Here is a 21,145-nt window from a genome sequence, read left to right as displayed (position 1 = left end):
AGATGTATAAGATTTGATTTTCTCTTATACATCTATTTTATACCTGATAATTTTATTATGTCTAATGCTTATATTGAATTCCATTCTATGCCTGAAAAGCATTTATTTCTTCTATCATTTTACTGACTGCCAGAGAATATGGAATATTTCGCCTCCATGCAATCACAGTACTTGTCGTGATTTCAGGAAAGATTCTTCTCTGTACAAGAATCTCCTCTCGCCAATATTTTGCAGCACCTTCGATGGATACCGGATATCCCAGTCCATTTGCCGCCATGACTCCTGCATTCGTTCCAAGATTACTTGTAAAAGCAATCTTCAGTTTCGAAAAGTCTTTTCCAAACCAATTGGCAAGTTCACTTTGAACATTCACTCTTTCTGGTAGAATCAATGGTTTTCCAATGAGATCTTCTTTTTTTATAAACTCCTTTTCGGCCAGTGGATCATCCGGTCTCATTCCAACACACCAGTGATCACAATCCGTAATCCGGATATAATCCAGCCCTTCGGTGTCCACCGGCTCCAGGAATAATGCAATGTCTACAAGTCCTTTGTTAATCATCTCATACACTGCATCTGTTGTTGCGGTATGCAATACAATCTGTACCAGCGGATACTTTTCTTTATATGTTTTACATATCTTCGCCAATATCTCCACTGCCGCAAATTCACCGCATCCAATGGTTATCGTACCCTCTACAACCTCTTCTTTTCCTTTCAGTTCCTCAATCGTCCTTTCCTCAAGATTAAGAATCTCCAGAGCTCGCCTTTTTAATAGAATCCCCTCATCAGTAAGTGAAACCTTCTTCCCACTTCGAATAAATAATGTTACTCCAAGCTTCTCTTCAAATGCCGCCATTTGTCTTGAAAGCGTTGGTTGTGTAATATACAATTGTTCTGCTGCTTTTGTAAAGCTCTGTTCTTTTGCTACTGTCAGAAAATAGCGTAATAGTCTTAATTCCATATTTTCATATTCCTGCTTTTTTGTTGTAACTATTCTATCATATTGCATCCTAAATATCATCTATATCTTTAATATAACATTTTACAGTCTTGAAACTTATTCCAAATGTCATTGCTATTTTTTCTATATCTATCATTCATTCCTCTTTGTTATCAGAGCTATTTCAATCATAATATTTTTTAAATACTACTCATTCTCCTCATATATCTTATTAACCTCGGCTTCATACACCGATTCAGTATGAGTATCAAATAGTACCCACTCCACCAGTTCAAAGCAATCCTGATTATCCTGTAAGAATCTGTTTACTGTATGTACTGCAATTTTTGCTGCCTGTTCAACTGGAAAACTATATGCTCCCGTTGATATAGAAGGAAATGCAATAGACCTGATTCCATTATCCATTGCCAGCTTCAATGAGTTAAAATAACAGTTAGCAAGAAGTTCCTCTTCTTTATTCTTGCCACCTTTCCATATCGGTCCCACAGTATGAATCACATACTTACATGGCAGATTATATGCCTTTGTAATTTTTACTCCTCCTGTTTCACATCCATGAAGTGTCCTACACTCTGCCAAAAGTTCCGGTCCTGCTGCTCTGTGAATCGCACCATCTACACCGCCTCCACCAAGAAGAGAGTTGTTTGCTGCATTCACGATTGCCTGTGCATCTGTTATTTTCGTAATATCGCCTTTTAGCGTCTTGATTAAGTACATTTTCTTCGCCTTGACATTGCTTTTGCTTTGACTTTTATAATTCATATTTGAAACAGTTTCATAGATTAACCTAACATGACTTGAATATATGTGCTTTCCAGATTCTTTTAGCCTTCTTTCAAATTCTGAAACAAGCATTTTTTTTAGATATAAACCATTTCCCATACCCATACCTATGTGTTTCATCTCTTTAGGTTCTTTTGTTATTGTATTCGGAAATCTTCTCCTTACTTCTACCTCTAGGTTTTCATTATGTATATAACTGAATCTATATAGCCACATAGCATTCCCATGAATTGTTATAATCGTAATCTCACCCGGACACCCCATTGCTCCAAGCTGAGCAAAAGTCCAAGCTATAATATCATATTCCGATATCTCATTAATATTCTGCATTGTTAAATAAATAGGTTTATTCGTTTTATTCTGTATCAATTTCTTTGCTCCTTACATTAATTTGTTTCTCTTAATATTCATAACAAATATCGGCTTAGATTTCACAATATCCATAATCACTTCTCTTTTTAGGTTAAAGGCTTTTCTTATATTTGTCAATGTTATCTCTTTCAATTCTTTTTAATAGAATCCCCTCATCAGTAAGCGAAACCTTCTTCCCACTTCGAATAAATAATGTTACTCCAAGCTTCTCTTCAAATGCCGCCATTTGTCTTGAAAGCGTTGGTTGTGTAATATACAATTGTTCTGCTGCTTTTGTAAAGCTCTGTTCTTTTGCTACTGTCAGAAAATAGCGTAATAGTCTTAATTCCATATTTTCATATTCCTGCTTTTTTGTTGTAACTATTCTATCATATTGCATCCTAAATATCATCTATATCTTTAATATAACATTTGTCCATATTAAAACCAAGGGTTGCGCAATCGTCAGCAATAAAATAATCTACCAGTTCTATGTAATTGATGTTCCGGCCACGGAACTTATCAAGCCGCTTAACGTCGAAATCATGTGTTTTTCTTATATCTGCCACTGGGGGCACCTCCTTCAATCATTAATAAATATTAGGTGTTTCAAAAATCACACGCTCTAAATAGGATTTTTTAGTAAACTTACAATCAGTTTTTGAAAATCTTGTTGCTTTTACTGAACCGATATGCCAGAACATTGATAACACCCTTGCCTTACTCCTTTATCTATGCCATATTTCCCGTGCTTCTCATATAGTTTAAATCATTCTACATAAACCTTCTATCTGCTAGGTGTTTCTCAACATGATTTTGTAAAAAAGTTTAAATCATTCTACATAAATCTTCTATCCACTCCCTGCGAATAATTGTTTCTAACCAGTGTTCCGGTATATTCTTATATCCGTAATATATTCCAGCCAATCCTCCTGCAATTGCCGCTGTCGTATCGGTATCATCCCCCAAGTTTACTGCTTTCAACACGCAATCTTTGAAATCTGATGTATTGAGCAGACACCATAGTACTGCTTCGATGGACTCTATCACATAGCCTCCGCTGTTTATCTGTTCTATCGGAATTTTACTTAATTCTTCCATATTTCTTATTCTGCTAAAATGCTCTAACTCTTTCTTGCTGTCATTATTCTGCTCATAAAATGAAAAAGATAAATCCACTGCATTTTGTAATAATTCCTCTAATGGCTTATTTCTCTTTGCAAGTTCCCTTACACAGTAAAAATAGATGCCACATGACATTTTGCTTCTTAAATGTGCATGTGTTAATGCCGACATCTTATGTACAATTTCTAAACATGTTTCGTCCTTTAATCCACATTCATCCTGCAAATACTTCAGATAAATACACACCGGAAGTATCCTCATCAGAGAACCATTTCCATTGCTGTTTTCTCTATCCTGACCACATGTAGCCACATTTTCAAATTGCTTATAATTATAAATTGCGAAACTACACGTAACCCCTTCATCAAACATCTCTCCTGCCGGTGTGAATTTGCCATTTTCTTCCCAATCCACAAAGTTATCCATAATCTTTTTCAAATTAATCCCATCGCTATGCAATGCAGATAGGGATGCCAATGCCATACTGCTGTCATCAGACCATGAGCCTGGCGGAACCGGATACGTTCCATAGCCTGTCATATCTACGACAGGGTGTTCCTGCATTTTCTCCCTGCTTGTAAACTCCACCGGAACTCCAAGAGCATCGCCTGTTACCAGCCCCATCATCCCGTCAAGATATAGTTTTTTACTTTTGACATAGTCAGATGTCCCTACATAATAGATTTTCTCATCTTCCAGTCTAATACATGCCAACTTTGCATTTTCCTGTACACTTCCCATCACACATCCGCAATCTATATCATAGAAAATGCAATCCAGGCTTTCATCATACATTCGATAAACACTGCCATTGTTATAAGGAAATTCCTCGTACTTTATTGTTGGTGTATGTCCGGCAATAATCATTCCATGCTCAATTCCACCACACATATATGCATCATCTCTGGCATGTAAATAAAAATCCTCGATACTTTCGTAAGATTCCTCTGTATCAACATGGTCAAGGCTTTCAATATATCCTGCATGAACAACGATACAAGTTCTCTTATTTATATCTATTTTATAGAAGTACGGCATTCTTTCAACTATTTTCGCCCAGTCACAAAGTAATGCAAATGAAACCAATTCCTCATTAATAAGCTTCCCGATTGTTCCATAATAATCAAAAAATATATTATTATTCTACTCGGCGAATTTTTGAACTGCTTTATACAGAGTTATGGAATCTTCAATACTATTCTCATCCAGTTCTGCCTCATCACATACATATTTCATTATGTGAATGTTTGTCAGGAACTCTTCATCGTGATTTCCTCTTACAAAAATCACGTTCTTAGGTGCATTGCTGATCCAACTCATCATTTCATAATTCTTTGCACCCCGGTCAATATAATCTCCAGCACAAATCAGCAAATCTCTGTCGCTAAAATGAATCTTTTCAAGCATCTGCTGAAATTCATCATAACATCCATGGATATCAGACATCACATATGTATTCATACTACAATCTCCTTCATATATTTCTTTATGTAATTTATCCGCTTGTTCCATTACATTTTCATAATCATCACACCATCGCCACTCTATACATTTTGTCATCCAACCCCATTCATCCAACTTACAATTTCCTGTTCTAGTTTCACATTATTTTTCAACATATATTCCATTATATCTACATATAATCCTTTATTGATAAGTCCCTGTGCTTTAGTCGTATCATTATCCTCAAGTTTTTTTGTATACTTTTCATATTTTTTCAACTCATTAATACTCATATATACAGGTTTAAAATTTATACCCGTTTTCTTTTTCAAATTCTCTAATATGAGAAATCCATCCGGATCGATATCACCAAAATGATACCACTCTTTTACATCATTTTGAGATGCAATAAGTTTTATCAGAGACTGTTTGGCTATGTTATGATATCCTGCTAAATATATAACAAAATAATCTTTTTCATATATTCGATTATAACTTGCCAGGTTTTCTACAGTCATTATTGCTGAATCACTTATCATAAAAGATTTAATCGTATTCAATTTATCCATCGGTAATGCAATCGGAATATCTGATGACAATTTATAACTATTGCCATCCTCAAATGTAATCTCTGCACAGCCTTTAAAATATACATACTTTGGATTTGAATATATATTTAATTCTTCCAGAATACTATGCTCTATTTCTTCCCTTTCTTCTTTTTCATTACCCTTTTCTTCCTCAATTTCTGAAATTAAGTCATTATAATTACCATATGTTTTTAAAACGTATAATAATTTATTTCTATATTCTTTCTCAAATATTTTTGTATCTCCAAATACAGCAATTGAAAGTTCTCTTTCTAAAATCATTTGTCTGTTAGAAAGTACAAATTCTAATAGTCTTAGTAGATTCTCTGCGACTTTTATTTTATATTTTGCCGTTTTACTGTTTTTAAGCAATTCTATCTGATGTGTGCAATAACAACTAATCAACTCATTCTTTCCAATCCATTCTTTATATAGATTTATCTCATTCTGAATTGCTAACTTTCTTGGCTCTCTTTTCATTAGAGTATATATTTTATCTAGTGAATCAACATTTAGAACAATCCTTGAAATTATTTTTTCTTTTCTTCTGATTGTTATATATTCTTCGTTTACAAGTTCTGATATATCTGTTTCGAATTCACTTTGCTCATCAATATCTGAATAATCTGAATCATAATCTTTATAGATATCCGTTGGTTTAATCATTATAGCACGTAGTTTTTCTGTAGAATCATAATTCTGTTTACTTCGTTCATATTTATCAAGTAATTTCTCTAATATTTTATTTTGATAATCTGAAAGTGTCATTTTATTCACCTTCTATCTCAGATGCTTCTACCAGGCCCTCAATCGCATAGGTGTATCTTCCTTTCGGAATTAAACCGATTGTAGATTGAATATATCTGCCTATACTGTTAATCTTTTCAGGTGGTGCAGCATATAGTACCTGAAAATCATTTTTTTCAAGATACTTTACCATCTGCTCAATTCTTTCTTTTGACAATGCTGAGAATGCCTCATCGATAAATGCAAGTCTTGCACAACACCTTTTTCTGTCATAACATTGCATAAGACTGGCAGCAAGAATAATAAAGTATGGTGTTTGTTTTTCTCCATTACTTGCTGAGCCCTGCTTATTTGAATAATTGGCTGTTACAATTTCGTCACCTTGTTTACTTGTAATCTTCATGTCATATGTAAAATACTTTCGATAATCTGTATATTCACTTTCATCTTCTTCTGCAAGAACTATATCAAGAAAATCCTTTAATTCTCTTTCAGCAGCCTCATCATCTTTAATTGAATTAAGATAAAATTCTGCATTATCAAGATAATTATGTAATCGTTTACAGATATCAAAAAACAATTTTCTTTCAGGACGTTCTTCCATCATAAACTTATAAGTATCTGCACCAAACGGAAGTTTTCTAAGTTCGATGTTAATCTGGTCAATTTCGCTTTTTGCTTCTCTGATTGCCTCGTCTAACTCTGCTACGAAGTCACCCACAAATGCACTTTGAAGCCTTTTACTTTGTTCTTCCAGTTTAATCTGAGCCTCTTCAATTTTAACATTTGCAAGTTTTCTATATTCATCTCGGTAATAATTGATGTAAGACACTCCTTTGAATAAACTATCACTGCCACTAATTCTGCAATAATCAAAATGCAGCTTTTCTAGTTCTTCTGCTGCATCATTCTTTTGTTTTTCCCAACTATCCACCGTTTTCTTGGTAATTACAGTTACACTATGTTGTTTTTGTCTTAGTTCTTCATACTCTTCAATTGCTGATATCCTATAAGTTTCTAATTGTTTTGCTTCTTCTTCGAAAATCTGATGCATATTTTTAGAACTAATTTTTCTCTCTTCAATATTACTTTCGTAATTTCTTATTTTTTCTTCTGAGCCACCAATTTCTTTCTGTAATTTTTCTTTATCTTTTTCAATCCTTTCCACTTCTTTCCTGGCCTTTTCCCTTTCCTCTAAAACGGCCATAAATGATGGGTCTTTCTTGTATTTTTCAATTTCTGCAGTTATATTTATCTGCTCCTCTTTCATTTTGTTTAATTCATCTGGAGCATCAAAATTATAATTATCTACTTTCCATTCAAAGCTAAGTTTATCCTTCTGTTGATTCTTTTCCTGAATATTTTCTGATAATAATTCAACATTTTTTCTCTTATTCTCAATCTCTTTCTTTGTCTCTTCTAATTGTTGCTTAATAGCATCCTGTCCTATAAAAAGTTTGGTTCTACTCATATCCATCTTACTAACAGCATAGCTTTTACTAAGCATTCCATTTGTCATTATTCCACCCAAAGGATAATCATGCAACTCTTCAATTGAGTCACACAGATGGATTCCATTCAGAAGATAATTAGCATATCTACGTGCATATACATTACTTATTTCTAACAAAGATGCTGCTGAATCTTTCTTTATTTCACTATCCGGTAATTTATCTGTAATAACCACTTTGCTCTTAAGTGCAGGATTTGCATTTACTATTTCTAATGCCTTTCCGCAATACTTACCATCAACAATAATATTAAATCTCTTATTTCCCAGAAAAGTTTCAATTGCTTTTCTCCATTTTGATTCCTTGATATCACTAATCAATTCAACAAAGAAACGTACATCAGTTGATATTCCCTGCTTTTTGAATTCTCTCTGAATAAGTTCCCTGGCATCTAAAAATACTTTTTCATATACAAATTGATTGCTTTCTAATTGTCTCTTCTGTTTTTCGAGTTCCGAAAGCTCTTCGTTTAATAAATTTCTTTGTTCTTTGAGCCTAAACTCATCATTTCTGATATTCTCTATTGTTTCACTCACAACCTTGGCAAATTGAATAAATGATTCTCTCTTGTTATTGGATGCAATTTCTTCATCTACAAGATTAATCAGGACATTAAATTTCTCTTTATCAACATCATATTTATTCAATACTGACAAGGCAGCAGAAATTTTTTCAGATAATTTAATAAGCTGTTCATAATTCTTCTCAACAACTTTAATTTTATTATTTATATTATCCAACTGTCGTTCTCTATCCTTAATAATCTCATCAATTCCCTGAAATGTATCACTATGCTCCGCCTTATCAAGTCTTTCTCTTGCCGCACTTAACTCATCTTTTATTATTTCTGATTGTTGTTCAAGTGTTTTTAATGCAGCATTCTCAATATCAGATTTATCAATAATTCTTCCTATATCTTCTTCAGACCTCTTCCATTCCTGATATAAGAATATTAATTTTCTTTTATTATAGTCATCACATTTCTGTTCATATATACGGGTTTGTTTCTCTATTTCTTCTAATTTATTCTTACTTAAACACATAGAGTTATATGCTTCCTGTATTGCATCATAATTTGCACGCTGCTCACGTAATGATGCTAAAGATGTCATCTCACCTGGTTCTAATACACATTCCTGAATAAATTTATCTATATTTTTCTGTGGATCAAATGCCATCATCTTAACAAGTTTTGAACGATATTTACTCACTGAACATCTAAGTCCAAGTGCTCTTATTACCTGCTCTGTTCCCTTATCTCTTCCCAAAAAATCTTTAGAACTGATTCTTTTTCCTTTTACCTGCAAGAGATTCTTTGGTGTTACACTTAACTTATTTCCATCAACTTTATAAAAATTTATATCTGCTAATCTGGCATTCCTTGCAATATGCCAGCTAGCCGGACGTAATTGTTCACTTACCATTTCAATGCAGACTAATGTAACAAAATAATCATTCTCTTCAGGTGAGAAAAATTCCATAGCAATATAACTTACTACATCCCCATCTCTCAAATATCTTGCTTTACCATCACTTTTTGTATCACCTCTTACATAAGCTGCTATGTTCCTGTCTCTATCTTTAGCTGCTATATTAAATTGGGTATTTCCGGTAAGAAGATAAGTGATTGCATCAAGAATTGTAGATTTTCCGGTTCCATTAACTCCCGTAATAAGTGATGAACCCTCAAGTTTTATATTAATGTGTGAAAATCTCGACCAATGTACAAGAAGTAACCCAGTCGCTGTCTTTCTATTCGCTTTCAAATTCCTCTACCTCCTCATCTTCGTCAATATCATCATCGCCTTTATTCTTCATCTTTTCAACGGCCCCAGCTACAAATTCTTTAAATCTCTCAATATCCAGTGCAAATTGTATTGATGGATATATTATAATCTTACAATCCGGTTCTCCAATCTTTCCTGATATATCCAAAATGCTAAATTTTGAGAATAATTTTAAAATATCTACCATTGTAGTTTTTCCATCAAACTCTTCCTTTAATCCGAATTTTTCAAGTTCGTTACGCAAATCAAATACAGATATAATAATCTGTTTCTTAAGACTTCCTAATCTTACATGGTCTAAATATAGAATCCAAAGACAACATAATACTATACTTTCGTTTTTCTTAAGTGGGAATCTGTTCGCCTGTATTTTTCCACTTTCACTAGTATTACCATCATTAACCAACATTACCACACCATTATCTTTGTCTACCACAATATCAAATCCCATTAACGAAAGATAATCACTAAATGCATCTTCATTTTTTGAAATAAAAAAATATATTTTTTTACTATCTTCATCACGCTCTCTCACAATAAAAGTTGTTTTTAAAAGTCTTCTGCAACTCCTCTGAAAAAGTTCCTTTTCCGATGATGAAAACATATCCCATGAATCAAATACCATTGTTATTCTCCTATTTTTTCTTTACATTGAATCGTCTAATTAATAGTCCATTACTCTCTATATATCCATCTTCAACAGATATATCATATCCATTCTCTTCTCCATATGTTACTGCCGAAATTGCCGCTAATAATTCATCTTTGTTACCCATAGGTATTTCATCTGCATGTAACTCTTGTTTATGTGCAATTAATTCCTGCATATATTGTTTCATTTTATCTTTAGAATATGGATTATATGCTTCTTGCTTCTGCTGCATCTTTGCTGCAAGAATGTCTTCCTCTGATAAAATTTCCACTTCACTTGTTGTTACTTTTCTAATTGATTTATTTTTTCTCGGATAGCGTACAGATGCTAAATCTATATACTCATTTCGATCTAATCTGAATAAATTTCTCATTTCTTCTGAAAGCTCATCTTTCATTTCAATTTCTGACATAGCATCTCTAAGTATCTTTATAAATTGCTCTACACTACCACGGCTATCTTTTCCATTGTTTCTTATAAATCTTATACGTCCCACCGCAATGTGCATATGCATATTTATCTTGTGCTTTATATCAGCCATAATCCTGTCGTAATCTTCTGATAGAAATCTTCTAGTCGCAGCAAGCATTTCATACACATAATTCTCCGCCTCGGATTCCTCTAATGATTCTTCAATTGCACAGCCAAGCACAATCGTTTCAAATTCTTCCTGATTACTTGTCATTTGGTCAAGCATATGTTTAATTTGATTTCTATATATATGAATATTTTGCTGTTTAGTAAGTCTTGCATATTCTTTTATAAAATCGCCATTACAATATGCTAGCAAATTTTCTGTAAGAGTCTCTAATGACACTTCCTTTAGCATTTCTTCAATTTTCTTGCGGATAAACGTCGATAATCTTTTAAGTGATTTTGATAATGCTTTTGCATTTTGAAAAACCGGTTTTATTGCATTGACATATGGATCATCTATCCATTGTTCTTTTCTCTGTAATGTATTAAAAATACTGTATATATATGTAGAGTATTCCACTTTCTCCGGTTTCTCAATATTTTTAAGAAACTCGGCAAGTGCAATCCCTGCTTCCGTCATTACAATGTATTTCTCATACGTAGAATCATCTGTTTCCTCAATAAGCCATCCAACATCAGGACTAATAAATTTTCGAATAAAATTGTTAGCAATATCTATAGGTTTAGAATCATCATTTTCTGTTTCATCATCGGATTTCAAATGATTTTCCAATATATATATTGCTAAATTGTCTCTAAGTACTTTCCTGCTTATACGATAGGAAACTTCCTTGTCATATTGATCATATATTTCTATTAGACAGGCTGCATTTGCAACATTATTACTTCCACTGGATAATGGATTAAAAAATCCACCTGGAACCATATCAAAAACATTATTCATATGCAATTTCTCTCATCTTTTTTCTTCCACATTTGGTTAACGTCCATTCATTAATAAAATAAGTATTCTTATCAGACATTAATTCATTATACATATTCTTTAATATAATTTTAGAATTCATGACACATTCATACAATTCTTCCGGCAGATACTCTAAAGAATCATATTCTCTATCTATATTCGCCAAATATTCCATTGTTTTTCTCGGAATTGCAGAATTCGAACACATCATTGATAGCGAATGTTTTAAATAATATAACTTTCCATAATAATCACTTGCTATATCTATCCATTTCGGCATAGCTATTTTATTATCTTGGTAATATTTTTCCAAACGAGACAGATACATTTGATATTCTGTTGGTCCACGCATAAATTACTCCTACTATTCCTTTCTTTTGATGGTACATTATATTTTCAGTCTTTCACAACATATTATCAACGTATACCTATTTAGCATAGACTGTTCCATAGATTCAAGTAACTTGAAATTATATTTACGCTACAAACATTCTTTATGTCGTAAATCAGAATTGATCAGTCAAATATAAAATTGACCACTTACTGGTCATTATAATATAAAAGCGACCACTTACAGGTCATTTACCGGTCATTATAATATAAAAGCGACCACTTACAGGTCAGTCTTCCACAAAAAGTGACCAGTTACTTATTCTTTTATTCTATAAAGCGTTTTTTTATTTTCACCAACTTTTTCTATTAAGCCATCCTTTATCATCTTATATAAAATGTTTCTTGCTCCAGTTCTGGAATTATAATTACAGATTTCCATTACCTTCTGTGTTGAAATACTTCCATTCCGTTCGATATAAACAAGTATCTTATTTTCTTTTGACATTTCTTTTACTACCTTGTATTCGTCATCCTCCTTTGTGTTTCTTATATCAGTAGCACCTGGAATGTATATCACTTGTCCAACTTCGAGCTTTAATGTTACTCTGTCACTACGCTCTGAGAAATCAAATTCTGGTTTCTTCCAGTTTTGTTCTGCCCATGCTGTCATAATCTTATCAACACCACTTCCTGCACGCTCACCAACATTTACAAAACCAAACATCTTTAAAATATTAGGATTTCGTGGGTCACTATTGCCACCTGCATAAAATTCCTCTTTTGTCACTCTAATAGTACCAGGATTTGAAATACTAAGTTCCTTGCCATTTTTAATAACAAGGATTCCTCGTCTGCCATAATAATTTGCATGTGCCAACGCATTCGCTAGTGCCTCTTCCAAGGCATCATGAACATCAACTCTGTCTATGCGATATCCATCCCTTCTATTCGCAAATGGAACTGCTACTTCATCATCCATTCTTGTACGCACTTTGGTGAAGAAATCATATATATTACCACTCCAGTCGCCTTCGTTAGAATGTATTCTAAACAACCAGCGTACTGATTTATCATCACATTCCTCACGATAATCCAGAAAATAATTTTGAAAAACCTCAGTAATATGATAAGCTTCTCCAAAAAATAATAGTCCGGCTATCGTTGGAGATAATGTACCATTCTTATTCTTTGCCACCGCTCTTAGTTTCATAAGGAACTCATCATTTTCAAGTGCATTCCACGGATGTCCACTGTGAAGTTGTTCAAAAACAATTCTGTAACCTTTTACCGTATCATGATTAAGCACATCCAACCCATATTCTTCCAACACCTCCACATCTCCAGATACATCTCTTTGATCTGCAAACATTGCCCGGACTGCCTCTTCTGTACATAGAAAGTCGCCTTCATAATCTCTCTTATAAGTACCTTTCATTGGATTAGTTCCAATATAAACCGGTTTATCATGCCTGTCTGCTGCCGGAATATCTATTCTAAGTATTTTTTTACCCTCTATCTCAATAACCTGTACATGATGATTCAATAGAATATTTTTAGATACTTTATTTTTATCGTTTAATGTACTCCAGAAATCCTTCTGATATTTAATAATCTGCTTGTCTGTCAATCCCTCAATCGAAAAAGAATCCCTATATTCCCTAATTCCCAGCAGAATTATTCCTCCATTGGTATTAGCAAAAGAAGAATATGTCTCCCATATGCTCTCAGGAATTCCACCAGTTGCCAACTTACATTCTCGCTCATGATTTTCGCCAAGATTTAATTTATTTAATATTTCCTGTTTCATCTATAAGGAAAACCTCCTACTTATGATTTATTCAATATTTCACTCAATGTACTTGCTATTACGTCACTCAAACAATCTCCTAAAACATTTTTCTCAAAATTTCTTGTAAACATAGTATACTTACAAGTACATTTTTTATCAATAGTTTACCATTATAATATGTACTATAGCCCTTTTTATAATTCTTATCAAGATTATATATTGAAACTATATCAATTTAGTCAACAATATTTTAAATTTGGTCATTTGTATATATTTTGACTAAATTAATCCTCAAAATTTACATTCATCCTCCGTTCCGGTTAATTCTGCCCATCTGGCTGACATAAATTTTGCATACATAATCGGATCAAGTCCATATGACCCTATAGCCCCTGATACATTAACTTCTATAAGATTTGTTGTTCCCTTATCTGTAACTCCAAAATCAATTGCATATGTGTTAATTCCTTCTTTATAATCTTCCACGCAACTTGCTATTGTATTTGCATCCGGAAACACTGACCAATCTCCTGCATAATGTCTTATATCTGCAATTTCTCCATATCTCACAAATACTCTATATTCAGAAACAAAATTTAATATTTCACTCACATACACTTCCTGATCCCCGTTTGTAGCTCCACAACCAATTAAATCCTTAACACCTCTTACAACACGTCCCTTAAATGATTTTCTTCTGACAGGCTTCACAAATACATTCCATAAATCAGGATTATTATTAATTGTATTAATAGTTGATTTCCATATTTTTCTTCCAAGATAACCAGAAATAGATTCAGGATAATCAATATCCGGAATTCTCACTCCAAAATCATATAATCTAGTTTCAATTGGTCCTGAATAACCAACTATAACATCATTTATCTCTGACTTTTTTAATGTATCATATGTTTCAAACTCAACTATTTCAAATCCCATTTCTCTAAATCCATATGCAGCATTAAAATGATCATAATCCAAAGGTAATCCTTTATTATTAACTTGTAAATATACTTTCATAATTTTCTCCTATAGTAACTCTTTAAAACTAAATTTCTAATTTCCAGGTGGCATAATCCTATCAACTGCCGGTAATTCATCAACATACTCTCTCATCTTTTTTCTTCCACATTTGATTAACGTCCATTCATTAATAAAATAAGCATTCTTACCAGACATTAATTCATTATACATATTCTTTAATATAGTTTTAGAATTCATGACATAATATCAACTTATATCTATTTTAGCATAGTCTATTCCATAAATTCAAGTAACTTAAAATTATATTTACGCTATAATTTTTTTATTATATCTAACAGAATATCTTGTTATTTATTTCACATCTTCTACATCATTTTTTCGCAATTCTCCACATTCTTTCACATTTTGGTCTTCCACATTTTTCTCCACTTCTTATTGACATCCCCAGCCACCTTACGTTATAATTTATATAAATAAACACGTTTATCAAAAGGAGGTAGCTATATGGATATTCAAGGATTATCACTTGCTTCAATTACCTTGTCTAGTGCAAATGTTAACACAGATATCGGAATGGCACTGTTAAGTAAATCTTTAGAAGCTACTGATGAGACGGGTGCAGCTATGATTGAAATGTTAGAGAAATCAGTTAATCCAATGGTTGGACAAAATATTGATATTCGTATCTAACAATCAGATAGTTTCTCTCGGAATTATTCTTAGAAGCATCTAAATTTATATTGTTTTTATACTGTTAACAAAAATATTAGCATCTATCAAGGTCATTTTTAAGATGACTTTGACAGATGCTAATTGTATTATGCGTTATAGTACAAAACGTGTTGATGACTAATCCCCACTATCAATTTTCCGTCTTGTAGCTCTGTATCATAATCATTTATGTTACAAGGTTTTCCTTCATATTTTACCACTCCGTATTACCTTACATTCTGATATTTCCAGTTAGTAAAACCGCAATTCTTTGCAGATTGATATACCGGTAAAATGATTGATTCTAATTCTCCCGCAAATTCAGTAAATTCAAGACCTTTTCGATAAATTCGATAGCGAATGTCATCATTATTGATATGTTCTTTCGCACATTTATCAAACTCTTTATGAACCGCATCATATTTCCATAGCATTTGGTAGGACTGATATTCCTGTCTGACAAGCTTCTCAAAATATGTATTCCAGTCTGGTAAATTGTTGCTCTTAGAACTGTTTATACTTTTCGTAGTCGGGTTTAGATTCCACATTTCATCATGTGCCACGTAAGACCATGGAACAAAATGGTCAATCGATAAGTCATTTTCCGTTAAAATATTGTCACCATATATTTCGTGGACAGGCTCTAATGATAATATCAACCTCCAATACTTCTTCACTCTTTCAAGGTTACGTTCATACGGTGGATACAACTTATCTGCAATTCCCGGCACACTTGGATTACGTTTCTGAATATACATAATCATTTTATATTCAAGCCAGCCTTTAATAATCTCCTGATTTTTTATGATATACTGCGCCCAGTCACTTTGAACAATTATCTTTGTGCTAAGACCATTCAATGCTTCAAAATAATAAATCAAACGATTCTCCTGATTAATTTTGGCAATAAGTCTGCTTTCACCAACATTCCATTCTTTGCCTTTCACATTTTCCATAAATGGCGATTGCAAACGATATGGAACATTATATGTCAATGCACGTTTTTTGCTAATAATCTCTTTATCCTGTGTATTTTTAAGGAAATCTATAATAACTGACTGCTTCTCGCATGATTTAAGAGCAGGATTCTTTATCCTAATTAAATTCACTATGCCCTCTAGTGCATCTTTAGGTCCAAGATTAAGATGATATTCCGTTACCATAAAATACGCATCTGCTATCATCTCGTCTACTAACTCCTCATATGTGAGTTCATATTTTCCCGCAGTTACTTTTGTGACAATTGCCTTAAACCAAAAGAACTTGTAGCACTCAGTGGTATTATCAAACAAACGTCCCAGATATTCTATATTCAGTTCTTCAGAATATGGTAATTGCATAATTTTTCGCCTTCTTTTAATTATAATTATTCACCATTTTTATCCATCCAGCTTCCATTCAAGCATCATACTATTAAATTCATAATATCATTTTATCCCCTTTTTTTCAATGTTTAATTAATAAGGTGCCAAAACCTGTCATTGAATAGCCACATACAATATACGTTTAATTCAATGAAGATTTTGACGCCATGATTACTCCTTAAATATTACTTTTTTAATTCCTGTTCTGATTTGAAATTCTATTGTCTCACCCCTAATCATTTTGCTAAAATACTACTTTTTAAAATGCTCTTTTGCAAATTCCATATCCTGCACAAGTTCAACCGTTCCAATATAATTTTCCTCTTTATCTCTTACTGCCATATAAGTGACTAACATTGAACGACCGCCTTTTTCCGTCCACACCTGAACACTGTCTCTTTTGTTATTTCTAAAATCTTCAATAATTGCACGTACCATTGGCTCGATTTTAGGTGGATGGCATGAGAACACTTCCCTGTCAATTGCCATGCCCGGACGTTTAAATACTTTTGGTCCCTCATTAAAAAATCTGTTAATATTATTGTCATCAATAAAGCTGATTTCAAGTGGAATTGTGTTAAGTAATGCCGTAAGCTGTTCAATTGTCATATGACCTCCCGGCATAACTATTTCTTCTTTAGAATATTCACTTTTATTAGCTGCTTTGGTTGATTTATTCTCTGCTTTATCCCATATTTCATTTTCCACACCAAAACATACTGCATAGTCCTTAGAATCGTTATATATTCCAATCCATTCATCTTCTGTGAAGTTTACAGCACAATTAGGAAAAAGAATATTCTGCTCCTTATAAATCATATCTTCTATACGTTTTAATACCGCCTCTAATCGCTGATTCCATTTTTCATTATGATTATCTTCTTTCATAAGGCTTGCAAATTCATCTCTGATTTCATCATCAACCGTCCACATTACATCAGACGGACCAGATATCCCATGTCTTACATTTAACTGTGGATAAATCAAATCACCTTTTTTAGCATAATGTATTGATACATCTCGAATTACTGCAAGTGCATTTATATCTTTTGTTTCATTATATTTATTGAGCAACTCAGTCAGTGCTTCATTTTCCTTTGTAAATGTATAAAGCGGATGACCGATAATTCTCTCAAGTCTTAATGCTTTTGTATGTTTGTCAGAATAATCCACACTTCCAAACATAACCGTTTTTGACTCAGCTTTCTCTTGTTCTTCCTGCATTTTTTCTTGTTTTTTTATCTGTTTTTCTCTCTGATTTTCTTCTGCTTCAACTGATTCTCTGACAGCTTTTTCGGCATTGGCTATCTTTTCTTCAATTGTTGCACCATGAAATAATGCTGCATGTATATCACAAAGTTTCTGTACTTCAGTAAGTGGTGTTCCCTCGCTTAATAACTCCTGTTCTGCTTTCATAATCTCAGATGCATCAACTTCACTGAATTTCTCCACAAAATCACTTCTGACACTTTCTAAACTCTCACCCTCTCCTAATCTTTTAAGATATTTTTTTAATAGTTCTGTACGGTTTTCTGTATTATTTTCTATAATATTTTTTATATTAGTTTTTGTATTATTTCTTACATTAGTATTAGTTTCTTTATTTCCATTCATAGTAGTTAATCTCCTTTTCAATAAATGTCTTATACATTTATTATACCCAGATTATGATAACTCTCTGTTGCATATCCAACATTTTTTAAGAATAAAAAATGTCGCTTGCGACATGCTCCGCCTGCGGCGGGTTGCTATAGCAACATTTTCTGCTCCTCCGCAGTGCGATCCTCGCAGAGCGTTTTTTACTTACCAGGGCAATTTCAACGAAATTTTCCTGGTAATAAATATCAAAAACAGCCAGACGATTGCGCCTGACTGTCTTTAATTACACCCTATTTTTCACACAACTACGATTCTTCCCTTTAATTACACCATAATTTTCACACAACTATGATTCTCCCCTTAATATCCCCATTTTCTCATAAATTCATCCATTAATGCCTCATTCTCTGCTAAGCGCTGCTGCACATCTGATAAAACTGCATCGCTCTGTCTATTTGCTCTTGCGACAAATTCCTCGTCGAATTCAAGACTGGCCGCACACTGTGCTAATGCTTTTGCATAGGCCTCATCGCAATTTTCAGGAAGTAAAATTCCTGTTGTGTTATAAGCTGATGTATAATAAGTGTCTATTCCTTCCATAAAAAAGTCCATATATCCCGGATCAAATATCGCTGTTGAAAGTGTAATTACTGCTTTTTTTCCTGTAGCTGTACTGCATGATGCAATCGCTATACTTTCAGGAAGCCCTAACGAAGCTAATTTTCCCTGATATGCATCACAACTCTTTATGGAAAAATTATTAAGACTTATAAATGTAGGATTCTGACCTATATACTGTTGAAATTCAATACATTCACTCCAGCAATCTAATATTCCTTTTGCAGTTTTTTCAAGACATACCGGCGCATGAGCAAATGTCTCGTCTCCTGTCCCTGTTATTGGTGCCCACTTCTGCCATGATGCTTTTGCCTCATATGATTTGAGAAAAGGCTCTAATTTACCATATTGGAATACCATCATACTCTCGTCCTGTGGATTGTAAATGTTATACCAGAAATATACACCATCTCCACCTGTCATTATATTCCAGCCCTTTGGTACTAATATTGAAAAGCCATCTCCTTTATAAGTCTCAAGTTGTAATGTGCTTTTATTATTCTTACTGCTGCCCTTTTTATTACTCTTCTTATCATTTGATTTGTCATTCTGACCACTATCATCACTATCTTTATCATTATTATCATCATTGCTATCATCATTATTGTCATAACCACCATTTGAATTATTATCCGTATCTTTATTTTTACCCTGATTAAATATATTATTTACCTTATTATCGTCTCCTAATCCTCCGACATCACTTTTCTTACCACCGCATGATGTAAATAATGTTAATGTTATTGCCATTGTAAGTATTAATGCTAACTTCTTTCCTGTTTTCCTCATATTGACCTCCATTCTTCTTAGCCAGCTCTAAACGACCATAGAATATCACTATATAATGTTTTAAGTTTCTCTGCTTCATCAGTTATTCCAGAATAATAGATTCTATATATAACTCCGTTAGAACCATCTGCACAACTTAATGAAAGAACTCTGTCCTTGCCTTCATAATTATATGAGATATCGACTGTTTTAAAATCATACCTGCCACTGTCAGCCCTGGATATCTCGCTGACTGTATACTTGATATCAGAATTGTCTTCTTTCAGAAGTTTTACGAACTGCTGCATATAATCATCGGCTGAATTAACGCTCTCAGTACTGGTATTAGTTATTTCCACCATAATAAATGAATCATCTGACAATTCCAATCGAATAATGCCACCCATATCCTCAGGTTTTTTATCTGTGATTCCTGTTCTATATAAGAATGATATCTTATTAGTTGTATCTGAATATTTCTGATATGACGGCATATCCTGTGGCTCACTGTCTATACTGAAACTGCTTATGCACTGCTCGGCTGCCTTTGTATATTTATCTTCATTAGAAACTGCATAATATAAAATATAACAGCCTGCATTTGAACTATTCTTTGAACCATTTATCAGATATAGCTTTCCACTTCCCTTAAATCCATCAGTTTCAATCTGTATAGGAAATCCATAAGCCAGATAATTGCCAAGTTGTTCTTCTGAACCATTATTTATTGTGACTTTGTCTACACCTAATTGGCTTTGCAGCAGTCCATCTACTTCTGCTATCCTGTTTACAAAATCATCTGCATCATATATGGCAGCCCCCGTAGCATCGCTGTTCTGATATGAAGCAAACAGAATAATATTGTCGCTCTGGCCGTATAGACCTATTGGTATCTCCTGCATTTGCAAATCCGCAGGGACAGACATTGAGATACCTATTTTATCATTAGAAATGGAACTGAAATCTTTATATTCTAGGGTATCTGATGTATTATTGCTATCATTATTACCACTATTATTTCGGTTAGAATATGCTTTGCTGTCAAAACAGAAGCTCTTTATGATGCCAGCTAAGACTTCGTCCTCACTTCCTGTATGGTTACTCTTAATCGTGTATTGAACACTGCAATTCTTATATATCTCTATATATCTGTCGATTACATATGTTGAACCCTCACTTTTTATCTCGGCTCTTAACATATAAAGTGTCTTATCTCCAATATGTACCTGTGAAATCTTCTTAAATGAAGCTTTCTTATATGACTTTTTCACCATTTTCTTATAATCCCTAAAATATTTCTCAGGCTTTATCTTGCCCTTGGAATAATAAATCATAATATATGGTGGTTCGCCCTCTTCAACTGTGTACAGGTAAATGTTCGAATTATCTTCGACTAACTCAGCCTCTGCATTATATACAAATGAATAATTATCATCAGCATTCCCATATACTTTAGTATCATCAGAAATATTTATATCCTCATTACTGGTATTCTTGCTGTTAATCACGAAATCTCTCTCATTAAATGTCACTAAGCAAAATATCGTAACACCTGTAGCTATTGCTACAATTATGAAGATTATTATTAATATCCATATTAGTTTTTTATGCTTTTTCAAATGCC

At 33.2% G+C, this 21,145-nt stretch carries 18 protein-coding genes and 1 pseudogene; 1 reads left to right on the top strand and 18 read right to left on the bottom strand.

Translation table 11 applies throughout. The features are described 5' to 3' along the window. Nucleotides 1-85: 85 nt before the first annotated feature. From OCV48_RS09295 to OCV48_RS09230, 14 genes and pseudogenes are all read right to left on the bottom strand, one after another. A complete protein-coding gene (locus OCV48_RS09295; protein WP_147591771.1) occupies nucleotides 86-964 on the bottom strand; it encodes a LysR family transcriptional regulator in 879 nt (292 codons plus the stop codon). A 186-nt stretch (nucleotides 965-1,150) separates the two neighbouring features. Further along, nucleotides 1,151-1,681, bottom strand: a complete 531-nt coding sequence (locus OCV48_RS09290) for an O-acetyl-ADP-ribose deacetylase (protein ID WP_147591829.1) — start codon at nucleotides 1,679-1,681, stop codon at nucleotides 1,151-1,153. Nucleotides 1,682-2,213: 532 nt separating this feature from the next. Next, nucleotides 2,214-2,450: pseudogene (locus tag OCV48_RS09285) on the bottom strand (LysR family transcriptional regulator); the annotation flags it as partial. Nucleotides 2,451-2,499: 49 nt separating this feature from the next. Next, a complete protein-coding gene (locus tag OCV48_RS09280; RefSeq protein WP_262559546.1) occupies nucleotides 2,500-2,667 on the bottom strand; it encodes a hypothetical protein in 168 nt (55 codons plus the stop codon). Between the two features lie 259 nt (nucleotides 2,668-2,926). Further along, entirely contained in the window at nucleotides 2,927-4,309 is a 1,383-nt protein-coding gene (locus OCV48_RS09275) for an ADP-ribosylglycohydrolase family protein (protein WP_262559544.1), read from the bottom strand. Nucleotides 4,310-4,366: 57 nt separating this feature from the next. Continuing rightward, nucleotides 4,367-4,783, bottom strand: a complete 417-nt coding sequence (locus OCV48_RS09270) for a metallophosphoesterase (protein ID WP_262559542.1) — start codon at nucleotides 4,781-4,783, stop codon at nucleotides 4,367-4,369. Next, a complete protein-coding gene (locus tag OCV48_RS09265) occupies nucleotides 4,780-6,024 on the bottom strand; it encodes a Wadjet anti-phage system protein JetD domain-containing protein (RefSeq protein ID WP_147591769.1) in 1,245 nt (414 codons plus the stop codon). The genes OCV48_RS09270 and OCV48_RS09265 overlap by 4 nt, the downstream gene beginning before the upstream one ends. A gap of 1 nt (nucleotide 6,025) precedes the next feature. Next, a complete protein-coding gene (locus OCV48_RS09260; protein WP_147591768.1) occupies nucleotides 6,026-9,280 on the bottom strand; it encodes an ATP-binding protein in 3,255 nt (1,084 codons plus the stop codon). Beyond that, a complete protein-coding gene (locus tag OCV48_RS09255; RefSeq protein WP_147591766.1) occupies nucleotides 9,267-9,926 on the bottom strand; it encodes a DUF4194 domain-containing protein in 660 nt (219 codons plus the stop codon). Before OCV48_RS09255 ends, OCV48_RS09260 begins: the two co-directional genes overlap by 14 nt. 10 nt (nucleotides 9,927-9,936) lie before the next feature. Beyond that, on the bottom strand, nucleotides 9,937-11,334 hold the full coding sequence (locus OCV48_RS09250; RefSeq protein ID WP_147591764.1) for a Wadjet anti-phage system protein JetA family protein: 1,398 nt from the start codon (nucleotides 11,332-11,334) through the stop codon (nucleotides 9,937-9,939). Continuing rightward, nucleotides 11,327-11,707 (bottom strand): hypothetical protein, encoded by a 381-nt coding sequence (locus tag OCV48_RS09245; protein ID WP_147591763.1) that lies wholly within the window; start codon nucleotides 11,705-11,707, stop codon nucleotides 11,327-11,329. Before OCV48_RS09245 ends, OCV48_RS09250 begins: the two co-directional genes overlap by 8 nt. Before the next feature lie 297 nt (nucleotides 11,708-12,004). Then, nucleotides 12,005-13,495 carry an RNA-binding domain-containing protein gene (locus OCV48_RS09240; protein ID WP_147591761.1) on the bottom strand — a complete coding sequence of 497 codons (1,491 nt, stop codon included), beginning with the start codon at nucleotides 13,493-13,495 and terminating at the stop codon, nucleotides 12,005-12,007. A gap of 273 nt (nucleotides 13,496-13,768) precedes the next feature. Next, nucleotides 13,769-14,497: an ATP-grasp domain-containing protein gene (locus tag OCV48_RS09235; protein ID WP_147591760.1), complete on the bottom strand. Its 729-nt coding sequence runs from the start codon at nucleotides 14,495-14,497 to the stop codon at nucleotides 13,769-13,771. Nucleotides 14,498-14,533: 36 nt separating this feature from the next. After that, on the bottom strand, nucleotides 14,534-14,698 hold the full coding sequence (locus OCV48_RS09230) for a hypothetical protein (RefSeq protein WP_262559537.1): 165 nt from the start codon (nucleotides 14,696-14,698) through the stop codon (nucleotides 14,534-14,536). A gap of 267 nt (nucleotides 14,699-14,965) precedes the next feature. Between OCV48_RS09230 and OCV48_RS09225 the strand changes: the two genes are divergently transcribed. Then, nucleotides 14,966-15,151 (top strand): YjfB family protein, encoded by a 186-nt coding sequence (locus OCV48_RS09225; RefSeq protein WP_021982414.1) that lies wholly within the window; start codon nucleotides 14,966-14,968, stop codon nucleotides 15,149-15,151. A 248-nt stretch (nucleotides 15,152-15,399) separates the two neighbouring features. Here the strand turns inward: OCV48_RS09225 and OCV48_RS09220 are convergent, their stop codons facing one another. The 4 genes from OCV48_RS09220 to OCV48_RS09205 form a co-directional block, all read right to left on the bottom strand. Then, entirely contained in the window at nucleotides 15,400-16,512 is a 1,113-nt protein-coding gene (locus OCV48_RS09220; RefSeq protein WP_262559534.1) for an HNH endonuclease domain-containing protein, read from the bottom strand. A gap of 276 nt (nucleotides 16,513-16,788) precedes the next feature. Then, nucleotides 16,789-18,150 (bottom strand): DUF438 domain-containing protein, encoded by a 1,362-nt coding sequence (locus OCV48_RS09215; RefSeq protein ID WP_147591758.1) that lies wholly within the window; start codon nucleotides 18,148-18,150, stop codon nucleotides 16,789-16,791. A gap of 345 nt (nucleotides 18,151-18,495) precedes the next feature. Further along, nucleotides 18,496-19,542, bottom strand: coding sequence for a hypothetical protein (locus tag OCV48_RS09210; RefSeq protein WP_147591756.1), 1,047 nt, complete (start codon nucleotides 19,540-19,542; stop codon nucleotides 18,496-18,498). Between the two features lie 17 nt (nucleotides 19,543-19,559). Continuing rightward, nucleotides 19,560-21,140 (bottom strand): hypothetical protein, encoded by a 1,581-nt coding sequence (locus OCV48_RS09205; RefSeq protein ID WP_147591755.1) that lies wholly within the window; start codon nucleotides 21,138-21,140, stop codon nucleotides 19,560-19,562. Nucleotides 21,141-21,145: the final 5 nt, after the last annotated feature.

It is taken from the genome of Bovifimicola ammoniilytica (genome assembly GCF_025567085.1).
Classification (GTDB): domain Bacteria; phylum Bacillota; class Clostridia; order Lachnospirales; family Lachnospiraceae; genus Bovifimicola; species Bovifimicola ammoniilytica.
The sequence above is the reverse complement of the archived record's forward strand: the minus strand, read 5'-3'. Positions and strand labels throughout refer to the sequence as shown.

Coding starts and splice junctions, on each gene's coding strand:
- OCV48_RS09295 (WP_147591771.1), bottom strand. CDS start 964: ATGGAATTAAGACTATTACGCTATTTTCTGACAGTAGCAAAAGAACAG.
- OCV48_RS09290 (WP_147591829.1), bottom strand. CDS start 1,681: ATGTACTTAATCAAGACGCTAAAAGGCGATATTACGAAAATAACAGAT.
- OCV48_RS09270 (WP_262559542.1), bottom strand. CDS start 4,783: ATGACAAAATGTATAGAGTGGCGATGGTGTGATGATTATGAAAATGTA.
- OCV48_RS09265 (WP_147591769.1), bottom strand. CDS start 6,024: ATGACACTTTCAGATTATCAAAATAAAATATTAGAGAAATTACTTGAT.
- OCV48_RS09255 (WP_147591766.1), bottom strand. CDS start 9,926: ATGGTATTTGATTCATGGGATATGTTTTCATCATCGGAAAAGGAACTT.
- OCV48_RS09250 (WP_147591764.1), bottom strand. CDS start 11,334: ATGAATAATGTTTTTGATATGGTTCCAGGTGGATTTTTTAATCCATTA.
- OCV48_RS09245 (WP_147591763.1), bottom strand. CDS start 11,707: ATGCGTGGACCAACAGAATATCAAATGTATCTGTCTCGTTTGGAAAAA.
- OCV48_RS09240 (WP_147591761.1), bottom strand. CDS start 13,495: ATGAAACAGGAAATATTAAATAAATTAAATCTTGGCGAAAATCATGAG.
- OCV48_RS09235 (WP_147591760.1), bottom strand. CDS start 14,497: ATGAAAGTATATTTACAAGTTAATAATAAAGGATTACCTTTGGATTAT.
- OCV48_RS09230 (WP_262559537.1), bottom strand. CDS start 14,698: ATGAATTCTAAAACTATATTAAAGAATATGTATAATGAATTAATGTCT.
- OCV48_RS09225 (WP_021982414.1), top strand. CDS start 14,966: ATGGATATTCAAGGATTATCACTTGCTTCAATTACCTTGTCTAGTGCA.
- OCV48_RS09220 (WP_262559534.1), bottom strand. CDS start 16,512: ATGCAATTACCATATTCTGAAGAACTGAATATAGAATATCTGGGACGT.
- OCV48_RS09215 (WP_147591758.1), bottom strand. CDS start 18,150: ATGAATGGAAATAAAGAAACTAATACTAATGTAAGAAATAATACAAAA.
- OCV48_RS09210 (WP_147591756.1), bottom strand. CDS start 19,542: ATGAGGAAAACAGGAAAGAAGTTAGCATTAATACTTACAATGGCAATA.